Here is a 12,764-nt window from a genome sequence, read left to right on the forward strand (position 1 = left end):
AGGTGACCTGACGTGCGTCGCACACCTGCCGGACTATCGCCGCGCCAACGCGCTGCGTGTGACGGCCGACGTGTGGGACCGACGCAACGACCTCGCCAAGGGACTCGATGCGCTCCAGCACTGGCAGGGCCAGGAGCGTCCGGACTTTGCGATCGATCTCGACATGATTCCGTTCGGTGCGCTCACCGTCTGGCGCGATCACGACGCCGGCATGGGCGAGCGGCCGTTGCTCTATGGCAAGGGCGTTCGCCGGCAATCCGACTTCACACCGGCGCAGAAGCGTTCGTTTATCGTCCAGCGTGCACTCGCCGGCTCGCCGCTCTTCATGGGCGGCCACCTGCCGGAGACGCCGGAGGAGGACTTCGAGCTCCTGACGAACCCGACGATCCTCGCCTGCCAGGCCAACGCGACGATGGCTACTGCGACCGCCCGGGGTGACGGCTGGGTCGCCTTAACAGTCGCTGATCGCAAGCACCGGAATCGAGGCTGGCTCGCTGTGTTCAACACGACCGCGTCACCGCTGCAGCTTCTGGTGTCATCGCGGACCTTCGACCTCCATGCGAATGTCGCTCTGCTCGATGCTTGGACCAACGAGCAGCGCTCGCTTCCGTGCGAGATCAATCTCGCGGAAGACGACGTCGGGTTCGCTCGCTACGAGCGGTGATCTGAACCTCCCGCTTACACGACGTCACGTCCCAGGCTGGTAGCTCGCAGGAGCAGCCTTCTGGCACGTCGCGGCGGTCCTCGGGTTTGCGCGAAGGTGCTCGAGGATCGACGCGTGTCCGATGCGGCGGTGGTAGGCACCGAGGTCTTCCCCGTCCTCGCGGTTTGCCTGCCAGTGATCGAACAGGGCGGCTGTGACGAGCGGGACGTCGTCGCGTTTGACCTGCCGGAGGTAGCGCTTGCCGTCTTCGTCCAGCGGCGTGCCCTGGTGCCGGCCAGCCTCGTCACCGCCGACCTTGAGCATGTACATGCCCGGGCCTTGGCCGACCCAGCCGATGGACTTGGTGCCGGGGCGGAAGCACTGCCGTTCGCAGCCGGTGATGCCGATCGACTCGTTGACGTCGCCGTAACCCATCGATTCCAGCTTCGTCAGCAGTTCCGGCTCGAATTGCTCGGAGTCGGTGTAGCTCAGCCGGCAAGTGGGCAGGCCGACGCAGGCACCGCTCTTCATGCGGAGCGTGCTGGCCTTGCGACGGCCGACGCCGAACTCGCGGACGGTCGCATCGAAGTCCTCCTTCGCCGCCGGGTCGATGTTGGTCAGCAGCAGATCCTGGTTGGCGGTGATCATCGCCTCGGCACCGAAACGCTCGACGAGCGCGGACGCGAGGGACTGCAGCTTCTCGCCTCGGCCCGACGCCGATCCGACGCCGTACGCGTTGGCACCGTCGTCCTCGCCGCGATCGATGAGCCGGCCGTTCTCAACCCACAGGCCAAAGGCGAGCTTCCCGTTGGATTCCTGCGTTTGCCAGCCATGGTGGAGCCGGCGCGGGCCGACGTCGTGGTCTTCGATGGCGTCGCTGAAACTCGCGCCGGCGAGCTTCACTTGATCGCGATACCACTCGATGCCCTGCTTGTGGACGACGTACTTGAGTCTGGCCCAGTGGCGGTTCTTGCGGTCGCCCCAGTCCTGATGAACGGCGACAACGGCGTCCATGCCCTTGTGCAGTTCGTCCGGCGTGAAGACGCCCAGCGGCAGGCCGAGCGTCGAAAAGCTGGACTTTCCATTCTTTTCGCCCTGACCGCCGCCGACGTAGAGCTGGTAGCCGACAAGGTTGCCGTCTTCGACCACAGGGCTGACGCCGAGGTCGTTGGTGCGGAGTTCGGTGCAGTTGTCCATCTGCACGTCGCCGGTCTGAGGGTCGCGATGAGCCGATCCGAAGGCGACCTTGAACTTGCGGTTGAGCAGGGTTTTGCCGTACCCGAACCGGCCGGGGCTGCCGACGCGGGCTTCGTGGGCGGCGCGGTCATAGCTGGTGTCGACGCCGAAAATCTGGATGTGCGGGCCTTCGGGCAGCTGGAAGTACGTGCCGTAGCGGTGGGCAAGCTCGTGGACGTTGACGAGCGTTGAGAACTTCGACAGCGGGCAGCCCATGACGTTGCGGACGTTGTCGCCGCAGCCGTTGAGGGCGAAGAAGCCGGACTTCGCGATGTCGCGTACGACGGCGGCGAGGTCGGCCTTCTTGATCCAGTGGAACTGGATGTTCTGCCGCGTCGTCAGGCGGATGCTCGGCCGGCCTTCGGGCGACGTCGTGTAGCGCCGGCTGATGTCGTCGATGACCTTCCACTGGTGCGGCAGGAACGCGCCGCCGCCGGGCACGCTGATGCGGACCATGTACATCCAGTCCTTCTCCTTGCCGGTCTTGGCCCGGTTGTACTCGAGATAGATGCCATGGCTCTTGGCGATGGCCTCGGCCTCAACGGAGAGGGACTGCTCCTCATCGTCCTGGACCGCCTGCGGCAGGCCGTCGAGCAAGCCGGCTTCGAGCTTGATGCGTTCGTTGCCGTTCCAGTCGTCCTGGGGCGTGCGGAGGTACGGCTCGGGCGGAAGGAGGCGGCTCATGGCGAATAAAACCTAGTAGTCGATAGGAAATAGTCAAGATCGAGCTTGACGTTCTTCGATGACGGGCGAAACGTGGTCTGTGACCCGGCTGCAGGTGCTTTCGGACGACACGCCGCTCTGGCACGCCGGCACGCCGTCCGACGACGCGTCGCCGGACGAGATTCTCGGCTGGGTCGCCGACACCTTCGCAGATCAGACCGTCGCCGCCACTACGGGCTTTGGAATGGAAGGCTGCGTGCTGCTGGACCTCCTCGACAAAGCCGGGCTGAGCGTCCCGGTAATCTGGCTCGACACGGGGTTCCTGTTCGACGAAACGCACGACCTGCGTCGAAGACTTGAGCGTCGCTACACGCGGCTCGACTTCGTTTGCCACGCCATCGACGTCTCGCCGGACGAGCAGGAGCTCGCCTTCGGCCCGCGCCTTTGGCAGCGCGATCCGGATCGCTGCTGCGGCCTGCGGAAGGTGATCCCGATGCACCGCGCGATGCAAAACGTCGACGTCTGGCTCGCAGCCGTGCGTCGCGGGCAGTCGGCAGAGCGGGCGACCCTGCCCGTCGTCGGCCGCGACGAGAAGCACGGCGTGTGGAAGGTCTGCCCGCTGTTGACGTGGAGTCGCCCAGAGGTGTGGCAATACGTCATTGACCACGACGTGCCGTTCAACGTGTTGCACGAGCAGGAGTACCCGACGATCGGTTGCACGCACTGCACCCGCAGTGTCCCCGGTAGTCGACCTGACGACTACACCCGCGAGGGACGCTGGACTGGCACGAGCAAGACCGAGTGTGGTCTGCACGGCGCTGGGATTTGAGCCAGCGTTGTGAGTTGCAGTCGACATCCTCGCTTAGCGGTGAGCGCCAGCGAGCCTTCTGGCAGGCTCGCTGACGCTCACCGCTAAACGAACAAACGCGCGAACTCATCCATTGGTTCACGACGTGACTGTCTGAGGTGACGAAGGTGCTTTGCGCTCCTTCGTCTTCCGCGGTTTGTAGATCGCGATGACCGCGCCAGCTGCGATGAGCGCGGACGCTGGGTAGAACGACAGCTGCGGAAACTCGTCAAGAAGCGGAATCGCCAGCAGCGTCGCCCAGACGATCTGCCCGAGTCCGCCCAAAGCCACGATCTGTCCGCGGACGCGGGTCATCGCGTAGTTGAGCAGGCCGTGTCCGAACGCCGTCGGCAGCAGGGCCATTAACGCCAGGAACAACGCCTCGCGAGGCCAGTTGAAGGTGCTGTCCATCACCGTCTCGACCTCGCCGGCAATGACTGCGTACCCGGCGGTTGCGACGCAGGCGACGAGGTAGAGCGGAACGAGGTAGCTGCCAATGCCATTGCGGGCTGCGCCGTTGCGCCTGGCGAGCGTGAGATAGAGCACGGCAAGCACCATGCTGCCGAGGCAGACGAGGTCGCCGATCAGGCCTTCCCGTGTCAGCTTCGCCGAGCCCGCTGCGAGCACGATGACGCCCGCGATCGACAGGGCACTTCCGATCATCTCACGTCGTGTCACACGCTCTCCGACGAGCGCCAGAAGCGCGAACGGCATGATGACCGGCGAGAGGTTGACAATCAGCGTCGCGTTCGCGGCCGTGGTTGCGCGGACACCGACGAACCAGGAGATGAAGTGCGCCCCAAGCAACACGCCGGGAACCACAGTCGGCCAGATGAGTTGCCCGAGCGTCACATCCGGGCGGCGACGTCGCTCGATCGCCATCAACGGCCACAGCAGCAACGCTCCGCCCAAAAGGCGGATCGCCGCGACGATTCCAACTGGCAACTCGCTGAGCTTGATGAAGATGACCGCCGTCGACAGGGCGAAGACGCCGGGCCCCAGCAGGACGGCCAAAACAAAGCGGTCGCTCACGCGGGACATCGGCCGGCACGCTACGTCGGCCGGGCAAAGCCAGCGCACACAAGCACGATCACGGCGAATCACCCGTCGTGACACGCCGTACGCGATCTGCGATGCTGCTGCTCCATGACGACGTGCGTCCGGATCATCATCAGCGCTGCGGCTGCGCTGGTGCTTTCGACGTCGTCATCCGCACAGCTTGTGGCCGATCTTCGTGAAGATGTCCGTTCGTCAGCAGCGTCGTCGAACCTCAGCGATGAGCTGCAAGGATTAAGCGGCTACACGGCTGTACCAGGCATTTCGTCTGCGTCGCTGAGTGTCGAGCAGGAGGGCCAGCAGGATCTTCGCATCAATCGAACGAGCTTTCCGCTCTTCTACGTATTCGAAGATCTTGCCATCGGACGCGTGAAGCCGCGGGTCGAACTCACACTCGGCCGGACTCGATTTCGCGAAAAGACCGACTTCGTCTTCGACGGACAGCCGGTGTTTCTGGACAATCGGATCACCAGCTACAGCGCGGTCAGTGGCCTCGGCGTGGCGATTGACCTTGGGCCGTGGACCGTGTCTCCGGTCTTTCTCGCCGGGTACAGCCGGACGGATGACGAGGCGAGGTTCAGCGGCGCTTCTGGCAGTCTGCTCGAGAGCGCGACGCGAGGCATCATTTTCAACTTCGAGATCGAAGAAGCCATCCTCGGCGTCGGCGTTCAGGCCGACTACGCCGCCAAGCTCGACCACGGCATCGCGTTCCGTGCACGTGCTCGCTACAACCATCTCTTCACGGTGACGTTTGACGCAAGCGACCCTGTGCTCGAAGGAAGCAGCAACTTCGGTGTAGCGACAGCCTTCGCACAGCTTGATGGTCCGACGGGCCTTCATCCGCTGGGTCGCCAGCTCCGATGGATCGGCTTCGCCGGCAACTCCAGCTTCGTCGGCGTCGCAGGCGAGGCGCTTGGCTTCGACACGCTCTTCGAACTCGGCACCGGCGTCCAACTCGTCGAACGCGACCTCGTCCCCTTCGTCAGCGGCGTGAGCCTCCGCACCTCCTTCGTCTTCGGCGAAGGCGTCCGCGGCTTCGCCCTGGGCGGTCAGATCGACTTCTGACGAATGCGCTCGCCTGGCCTCATGCTGGACACAGATGGAGACTGCGTTCCGTCGGTCTGTGACATACCTACTGCACGACGCCCTTGGTTAGACGCATGAAGGCGGTCTCCAGGTTGACTTCTTCTTCGCGGAAGAGCGTCAGCTTGTAGCCGCCCTGGACGAGGCGGCCGGCGAGGAAGGCGTAGTCATTGAGGCCGTCTTTCAATGTGACTTCGAGCAGGTCGCCCTTGGTTTCGACCTTCTGGACGTTCGGGTCCTGCGACAGCATCGAGGCGGCGGGTGTGTGATTGCTGGCGAGGCCGACCTGCACGACGGTGCCGCGGCGGGCTCGGCGGACGATGTCGGTCCACGGGCCGGAGTACTGCAGTTCGCCGCGTTCGATGATGCCGACGGTGTTACACAGATCCTGCAGCTCCGGCAGGATGTGCGAGCTGATGATGATCGTCTTGCCCATGCCGCGGAGCGTTTTGAGAAGCTCGCGGAGCTCGACACGGGCCCGCGGGTCGAGGTTGCCGGCCGGCTCGTCGAGTAGCAGCACCTTCGGGTCGTGCAGCAAGACGCGGGCGATGGACAGCCGCTGCTTCATGCCGCGCGACAGGCCATCGACGGGGGCGTCGCGCTTGTACGTGAGGTCGGTCAGTTCCAGACAGTCGCCGACGACCTTGACGCGGTCGCTGCCATTGATGTCGTACGCCGCAGCGAAAAACTCGAGATACTCCTGGACGACCATGTCCTCGTAAGCGCCGAAATAGTCGGGCACGTAGCCGAGCAGCGGGCGAATCTGGCGACTCTGGTAGCCGACGACGTGGCCGCAAACGCGGGCTTCGCCCCAGGTGGGTTGGAGGAGCGTGGCGAGGATCTTGATCGTCGTGGTCTTACCCGCGCCGTTGGGACCGATGAAGCCGAAGCAGTCGCCCTCGGCAATCTCGAGGTTGAGATTCGAGAGCGCGACGAGATCGCCGTAGCGCTTGGTCAGGTTGACGGTTTTGATGACCGGCTCGCTCATGGCTGATTGTCCTCGTCGGCGTCGGACTGATTTCGGGCGTCTTGCAGCGGGCGTTGCGGCGGGCGGTTGATTGGGAGGACGAATTGCGTGACGACCGTACCCGTGCCCTCGACGACGCGGCCGTTGACCGTCATCGGCACGGGCGTGTCGGTCTCGCGGGCTTCGGCGACAATGACGACGTGGCCGGCGGAGATCGCGGCCGTGACGTCCCACTCGGAGGCGCCACGATTCAGCAGGGCGACGGCGTCGTTCTGCTGCGTCGGATTCGTCATCGGCGGGAGCATCGAAAAGAACGACAGGATCGCCGGCGCGATGCGGTAGGGCCGAGACCAGTCGTCGAACTCTTCGGTGGATACCACAGAACGCCGAACACCCGGCAATTCGTACCAGTACCGATAGGCCCAATCCTGATCGAGCCGTCCTTCGACGGGCTCTTCGCGCGCCGGGCCGGTGCGGTTGCCACGCGTGGCCGAGACGAAGTTGCGTCGCTGCGATGTGTCGAACTCGTCGCGGAGTGATGGCACCGTGCCGCCTGCCGGAATGCTGGGGAGATAGAGCACCTGGACCTGCGGCCGACCGCCGAAGAAGAACTTGTAAGCGACGTGGACGTTGACCAGCTCGTAGCCGGTCGCGTTGACGAGCTGGCCGACGGGATAGCGGCTGTCGGAGGGAAGTCGCAGCGTGCCTTCCAGTCCGGCCATCGCTGGGGCCGAAGTCCGCGACTCGAACTTCTTGAGCGAGCTGCGGTAGGGCACCGTCACCTCGGCCCGACCAGCGAGTGCGACGTCGTACGTCACCGGACTGGCCCGGCCTTTTAACGAGCGATCGCGCGGCGGGATGAGCGGGGTGAGATAGCCGTCGGCCGGATCGTCTTCCCGCCGGACTTCGAGTGCCTGAGCACCCTCGCGCGGGATGTACAGACCCAGGTCGCTGAAGATGGCCCGTTCTGCCATCGGCCCGGCACGCATGACAGAGACGTGTCGAAGTTCGGCCGGCCCGCGAAGGACGAGGCCGGTGAGCAGGACCGTCATGCCCGCCGCCCCGAGGCCGATCGCGCCGTAGAACCACCACGTCATCGACGCCTTCTTGCGACGCTTCAGGAAGAAAAACACGCCCGGCCCGGCGACGAGCCAGTAGACGATGAAGAAGACCACTGCCAGCGTCACCAGTGCAGCACCGCGCGCTGCGAGCGTCGCGTCAGCCTGCGGTGCGGTGGCGAAGTCGCGCTGGGCCGCGGTCTCGAAGCGGGCTCGCTCCTGATCGCTCGGGTCGAGCACAGGCCGATCACCGGTGTCGAAGATGCGTGCCCAGAGGTCTGTCCAGCCTTCAACGCGCGCCTCACGCGTGCCGAGGAGTCGGCGGTTGGAAAGGTCGATCGCCAGCCACGTCACGCTGCCGAACCCGTAGCCGCTGCGGGCCAACAGCGGGGCAGCGCCGTCGACCAGGGCGTCCTCAAAGTCGCCTTCGCCCGGGCGAAACCAGACCTCGACGATCGCGTCATCTTTCGGTGCGGCGACGACGTGTCGGACGCTGCCCTCGATGGACGCGAGCGCGTCGATCATCTCGCGCGATGGCGATGGCGGAATCCTGGCGAGCGTTACGGCCGACGGCAGGTCGACCGCTGCGACGGGCGTGACGGGCAGGATGTCCATGAACAGCTGGAGGGCTTCCCAGTCACTCCGGTGCGTCACGACGAGTCGCCCACCGGTCTGGATGTACTCCCGCAAGGCGGCCATGCGTTCGCCGCCGCCATCGAGCAGGTCCGCCGGATCGCCGTCCTGCCAGACGACGGCGAACACCGACTCGTAGCCGATGGCCGAGTCGGGCAGGTCGGTTGGCCTGACGGACGCCGGCACGGTGACGCCGGTGAGCCCCGCGACACCGTCGACGAGTTCGCTCGCACCGGGATAGAAGCCGCCAGCCTCACCGCCGACCATCAGAACCAGTCGGCCACCGCGTCGCCCGCCGAGCGAGTGGATGTTGTCAATCGGCCGAGCCTGGATGTCGAGCCGCGTGAGCTCTTCGCCTTCGGCATCCACCAGGGCGAACGCTAGATCTTCCTCAGCGACGAGACGCGACGTGCCGGGCGGCAACTTGAGGTAGCCCCAGAAGGACTGCTCGTTCCCCCCGGCCAAACTGATCGCGCGATCGAAGTGGACACGGTCGCCGTCCAGGTCGGTCGTGATGGCACGAAGCCGGTAGGTGCCTGCCCGGCCTTCGGGTGCGCGGACGGAGACCTGGTAGGGCAACCACGCGTACGGGTCATAAAACCCGCCCACGCCGAGCGATGTGACGCGTCCGCCGCCTTCCTGTGCCGAGGCAATCGGTGCGACCACGAGCGCCAGAAGGACGATGAGGAGCTCGAGATGCCGTCGCCGGTGCCGCACGTTGCATGCACGCTAATGAACGCGTGCAGTCGCGGCAATTCGACAGCCGATCACTTCGGCTTCTTCAGCGGCCCATTTACCGGGTGCTTGCGTGCCACCGCCTTGGCTAAGTCAACCCCGGCCACGTTGGCCATCGTGCAAAGCCATGCCAGGACGTCTGCAAACTCGTCTTCCTTGGCCTGATGGTCGTCGTCTCGTGCGAGGCTGCGGGCCAGCTCGCCGACCTCTTCGCTGAACCAGAGCCACGTCCCGGCGATCCCGCGTGCGGCATCGGCCTCGTAGTAGCGGTCGCGTATTGACTGCTGGAACTCCGTGATGGTGAGAGACGATTCGGACATCCGGCAACGCTAGTGGTCAGTTGCCCGATCGCGGCGGAGTCGACCGGCCTGACTGATTGGCAGGAAGGCGCTGGGTGGACAGATCGCCACAATCCGAATTTTCGCCTACACAAATCGGGTCGGGCTGTGGTAATCTGAGCCCAATGCGGGCACGAGTCCGCACTGCACCCGAGAAACTGCCTCCGGAGGAGACCATGAAGAAGACTGTTCTTGCGGCTGCGGCCGCCACCGTGTGCCTGGCCCAGAGCGCCCAGGCCGACCTTTTCGAGATTCCCGCCACCGACGGCATCGAACTGCTCAGTGCCGTCTTCACGAGCCCACCCGGCGGCCCGGACGGCCCGGGAACCGGCGTCGAAGGACCCGCCGATCGCAACGGCGACAGCTTCAACGGCGAATACACACCCGGCTACTGGGACGGCCAGTACCGCAAGCCGCTGTTTAACTTCCTGCTGCCCGATCTCCCGGCCGGGGAAGAGATCGTGTCGGCAAACTTCGACGTCAACCTATTCTACCAGAACGGTTCCACGCCACCGAGCTACAACGTCGACCTCGTCGGACTCGGCACCCAGGCGATCGACGCGGCCCCGCGCTTTTTCGCCGCCCAGTTCGATCAGGCCGGAACGCTGTTGCAGGACGACCTGCTCACACCCGCCAGCCCGAACGGCGTCAACGAGACCGACGCGACAGGCGATGCGGCACTCGTCGATTACCTGAACAACGTCTACGTCGCGGGTGACTTCGTCCAGCTGCGGCTCGACTACGACGCGCTTCCAGTCCAGTTCCTCAGCTACGTCATCTGGTCCAACGGCAACGGCAACGCTCCGGTCCTGACGTTCGAGACGGCACCGGTCACGCCTTCGCTGCCTGGTGACGCCAACGGCGATGGCACCGTCGACCTGGCGGACTTCGGCATCCTGCGGGCCAACTTCGGCTCCACAATGGGCACGTTTGCCACCGGCGACTTCAACGGCGACATGAACGTCGACCTGGCCGACTTCGGCATCCTTCGCGCCAACTTCGGCACGTCGACCCCGAGCGACATCGCAGCCCTGGACGGCTGGTACGCCTCGGTCGTTCCAGAGCCGACAACGGCTGCTGCGCTCGCACTTGGCTCGCTCTGCGTGCTCGGCCGACGCTCACGCCGCTAGATCACCTCTTTCCTCCTGACGCAGCGGGCTCGCCGAATGGCAGCCCGCTGCGTTAGTGCGCGCAGCGGGGTTCGCCCCCGCATCGGTTGATCTGTGCGTCCCATGCCGGCCATGCGGGTGATCGCACCGCCGGGATCGACGGCCGAGCTGGAAAGAAGTGCGATTTCACTTGAGCGCAGGCGTCGTGTCCGGTAACACTTCAGCACGGCCTGCGGGCCGATTGAGATCATGCTGAACCGAATCACATCCGTCGTCGCCGTTTCTGCCGCCATGCTGGCTGGCAGTCATGCCTCTGCCCAAGTCGTCGAGCTCGACTTCGAGCCGGACATTTCCGTCGGCCAGGGCTTCTTCCAGAACATCACGCTGCTCGGCACCATCGGCGTCCCCGGTGACCAGGACTTTGCGATCAACAACTTCACCACCAGCACGGCCACGGTGCAGCAGATCTTCATGCCGTTCTTCGGCAGCACCGTCATCACGACGGGCGGCACCGTCGGCAGCACGGCCGAGGCTGCGATGCTGATGCAAGGCGACGTGATCGACGCGACCACCGTCTTCGGCGGCCCCAACAGCTTCGTGGCGACTTTCGCTGACCAAGGCCTCGCCGCGGGCCAGTGGTACGACCCGACGGACCCGGTCACCGGCATCGCCGGCTTCAGCTTCGTCGACGGGCCCAACACGCACTACGGCTGGGTCGAGGTGACCGTCTCGCCGGACAACGGCGGCAGCATCACGATCGACCGCGCGGCCTACAACCTGCGGCCCGACGTCGCCGTCGTCGTCCCCGAACCGACGACGCTCGCCGGCTTCGCCCTCGCGGGTCTCGGCATGCTGGCACGCCGCCGTCGCTAGCAGCGGTTTCCCCGAACAGGACTGGCGGCTTAACGGCCGCTCTGGGTCTTTCGCAGGATTTCGCGAGAGTCGGACGACGTGATCGCACCGTCGCCATCGACGTCGGACTGCTGGTCAGCCGGCAAGAGCCCGACGGACATCTCCAACGCACAGGCCGCGTCGGCAAGGTCAACCACGCCGTCCCCGTTGCAGTCGCCTCGAAGAAACCCACGCCCGACCACATCGACTCCTCCCGATACTGCCTCGGTCGGGAGGCTTTGCCCGTCCAGGTCTTCCACGACGCTCACGCTGACCGCTATGTCGCTGGACGATCCCGCGTCGCCGACGACGTCGAACACGAGCTCGGCAATCACACCGTCCTGCGACAGTTCCGCCAGTCCAGCGAAGCCGATGCGGACGAGACCGGCGGCGTTTCCGTTGGCTCGGAACAGCACATCCCGAGTCAACGCGCCCGGCCGGACGCTTCCGGCAAGAGTGAGCACATCGGCGTCGTAGCGGATGTCAACGTTCAGATTTGCAACACCGTCCGGATTGGCCAGACGAATGGGAACGACGACGGTCTGCCCAGTCTCGGCGGTCAAGGTCGGCGCGATCACCCGACGTCCAGCCCGCTCATCTGCAGCTCCAACCTCTCCAGCCGCAGACGGGCTTGATGGGCCGGACACTTCAGTACCACCGCGAATGCCTCCTCCGACCGCGGCGGGATCGCTCTTCACGATCGGATCTGTGGCGTCGCTGTTGCCGGCCGTCGGCGCTGACGGATCACTGCCATTGTCGATGCCGATGGTGTCCGGGTCACGGTCCGGCCGGGGCGCTTCGACAATGACCTCACTCCTGGGTGGAACCGGGTCGTCGCCGCGGATGGGCCGGTAGACGTAAACGGCAAAGAAGCTGGTGCCGAAGCGGTCGCCATAGGCCTTGCCGCCGGCAGAGGCTTGGAAGTAGATGCGCTCGGCACTCTCGCGGGCGTTCTCCCACACGCTCATCTCGCCCCGCGCGAACATGGAGTCCGTTCCTGGTCGAGACTTGTTGGGCTCGGAGTAGACACTGATGTTGCCGCGTGTGTTGGCGCCGAAAAAGCTGTCGCGGTAGACGCCGGTCATTTCAGTTCCGGGCATTTCGGGCGTGAATCGTCCGTAACCGCCTGAAAAGCTGCCCGATGCCCGCCGCTGATCCGTGTCGGGCCCGACGAGCCTGCCTTCGAGCTCGACGTTGAACGTGTCGCCGATCTTCAGGGTGTAGATGTCGCGATCGAACGACCATGTGAACCGCTGTGTCTCGACGCGGTCGGCTGCGTAGTCGATCGTGAACTCGATGACCCCGCCGTCGAGATCGGCGATGGACTCCGAAGGCGGGCGATACCCATCGGGCAAGGGTGCCTTGGTCGGGCCGAAGATGATTCGCTCGAGCACGTAGAGGCGAACGGGCGCTTGCTCCTGAGCCGACGCGATCGACGGCACCAGCCCGACCACGACGAGGCAAAGGGCGAGCATTCCGGTAAGGCAACTTCGGCTTGTCATGGC

The 12,764-nt window shown here is 65.2% G+C and carries 11 protein-coding genes; 5 read left to right on the plus strand and 6 right to left on the minus strand.

What is annotated here, in order from left to right; all coding sequences use genetic code 11:
• Window positions 1–664, plus strand: a 664-nt coding sequence (locus AAGI46_10465) for a hypothetical protein (GenBank protein MEM1012626.1), incomplete at its 5' end; no start/stop codon positions are given.
• Between the two features lie 24 nt (window positions 665–688).
• On the opposite strand, the gene AAGI46_10470 is transcribed toward AAGI46_10465, so the two are convergent.
• Window positions 689–2,563: a nitrite/sulfite reductase gene (locus AAGI46_10470; protein ID MEM1012627.1), complete on the minus strand. Its 1,875-nt coding sequence runs from the start codon at window positions 2,561–2,563 to the stop codon at window positions 689–691.
• Window positions 2,564–2,621: 58 nt separating this feature from the next.
• Here AAGI46_10470 and AAGI46_10475 point away from each other — a divergent pair, with 58 nt between their 5' ends.
• A complete protein-coding gene (locus AAGI46_10475; protein MEM1012628.1) occupies window positions 2,622–3,371 on the plus strand; it encodes a phosphoadenylyl-sulfate reductase in 750 nt (249 codons plus the stop codon).
• Between the two features lie 117 nt (window positions 3,372–3,488).
• Here AAGI46_10475 and AAGI46_10480 read toward each other — a convergent pair whose 3' ends face one another.
• Entirely contained in the window at window positions 3,489–4,430 is a 942-nt protein-coding gene (locus AAGI46_10480; protein ID MEM1012629.1) for a DMT family transporter, read from the minus strand.
• Between the two features lie 105 nt (window positions 4,431–4,535).
• Between AAGI46_10480 and AAGI46_10485 the strand changes: the two genes are divergently transcribed.
• Window positions 4,536–5,510 (plus strand): hypothetical protein, encoded by a 975-nt coding sequence (locus AAGI46_10485; protein ID MEM1012630.1) that lies wholly within the window; start codon window positions 4,536–4,538, stop codon window positions 5,508–5,510.
• Window positions 5,511–5,577: 67 nt separating this feature from the next.
• On the opposite strand, the gene AAGI46_10490 is transcribed toward AAGI46_10485, so the two are convergent.
• From AAGI46_10490 to AAGI46_10500, 3 genes are read right to left on the minus strand one after another with little or no spacing between them, the layout of a single operon-like run.
• Window positions 5,578–6,516 (minus strand): ABC transporter ATP-binding protein, encoded by a 939-nt coding sequence (locus tag AAGI46_10490; protein ID MEM1012631.1) that lies wholly within the window; start codon window positions 6,514–6,516, stop codon window positions 5,578–5,580.
• Window positions 6,513–8,903 (minus strand): hypothetical protein, encoded by a 2,391-nt coding sequence (locus AAGI46_10495; protein MEM1012632.1) that lies wholly within the window; start codon window positions 8,901–8,903, stop codon window positions 6,513–6,515. The genes AAGI46_10490 and AAGI46_10495 overlap by 4 nt, the downstream gene beginning before the upstream one ends.
• Window positions 8,904–8,953: 50 nt before the next feature.
• Window positions 8,954–9,241, minus strand: a complete 288-nt coding sequence (locus AAGI46_10500) for a MazG nucleotide pyrophosphohydrolase domain-containing protein (protein ID MEM1012633.1) — start codon at window positions 9,239–9,241, stop codon at window positions 8,954–8,956.
• A gap of 194 nt (window positions 9,242–9,435) precedes the next feature.
• Here AAGI46_10500 and AAGI46_10505 point away from each other — a divergent pair, with 194 nt between their 5' ends.
• Window positions 9,436–10,389, plus strand: coding sequence for a PEP-CTERM sorting domain-containing protein (locus AAGI46_10505; GenBank protein MEM1012634.1), 954 nt, complete (start codon window positions 9,436–9,438; stop codon window positions 10,387–10,389).
• Window positions 10,390–10,617: 228 nt separating this feature from the next.
• Window positions 10,618–11,241 carry a PEP-CTERM sorting domain-containing protein gene (locus AAGI46_10510; GenBank protein MEM1012635.1) on the plus strand — a complete coding sequence of 208 codons (624 nt, stop codon included), beginning with the start codon at window positions 10,618–10,620 and terminating at the stop codon, window positions 11,239–11,241.
• Window positions 11,242–11,270: 29 nt separating this feature from the next.
• Here AAGI46_10510 and AAGI46_10515 read toward each other — a convergent pair.
• On the minus strand, window positions 11,271–12,764 hold a 1,494-nt coding region (locus tag AAGI46_10515; protein MEM1012636.1), incomplete at its 5' end, for a cohesin domain-containing protein.

The organism is Planctomycetota bacterium, from assembly GCA_038746835.1.
Taxonomy (GTDB): Bacteria; Planctomycetota; Phycisphaerae; order Tepidisphaerales; family Tepidisphaeraceae; genus JBCDKH01.

Coding starts and splice junctions, on each gene's coding strand:
- AAGI46_10470 (MEM1012627.1), bottom strand. CDS start 2,563: ATGAGCCGCCTCCTTCCGCCCGAGCCGTACCTCCGCACGCCCCAGGAC.
- AAGI46_10475 (MEM1012628.1), top strand. CDS start 2,622: ATGACGGGCGAAACGTGGTCTGTGACCCGGCTGCAGGTGCTTTCGGAC.
- AAGI46_10480 (MEM1012629.1), bottom strand. CDS start 4,430: ATGTCCCGCGTGAGCGACCGCTTTGTTTTGGCCGTCCTGCTGGGGCCC.
- AAGI46_10485 (MEM1012630.1), top strand. CDS start 4,536: ATGACGACGTGCGTCCGGATCATCATCAGCGCTGCGGCTGCGCTGGTG.
- AAGI46_10510 (MEM1012635.1), top strand. CDS start 10,618: ATGCTGAACCGAATCACATCCGTCGTCGCCGTTTCTGCCGCCATGCTG.
- AAGI46_10490 (MEM1012631.1), bottom strand. CDS start 6,516: ATGAGCGAGCCGGTCATCAAAACCGTCAACCTGACCAAGCGCTACGGC.
- AAGI46_10505 (MEM1012634.1), top strand. CDS start 9,436: ATGAAGAAGACTGTTCTTGCGGCTGCGGCCGCCACCGTGTGCCTGGCC.
- AAGI46_10500 (MEM1012633.1), bottom strand. CDS start 9,241: ATGTCCGAATCGTCTCTCACCATCACGGAGTTCCAGCAGTCAATACGC.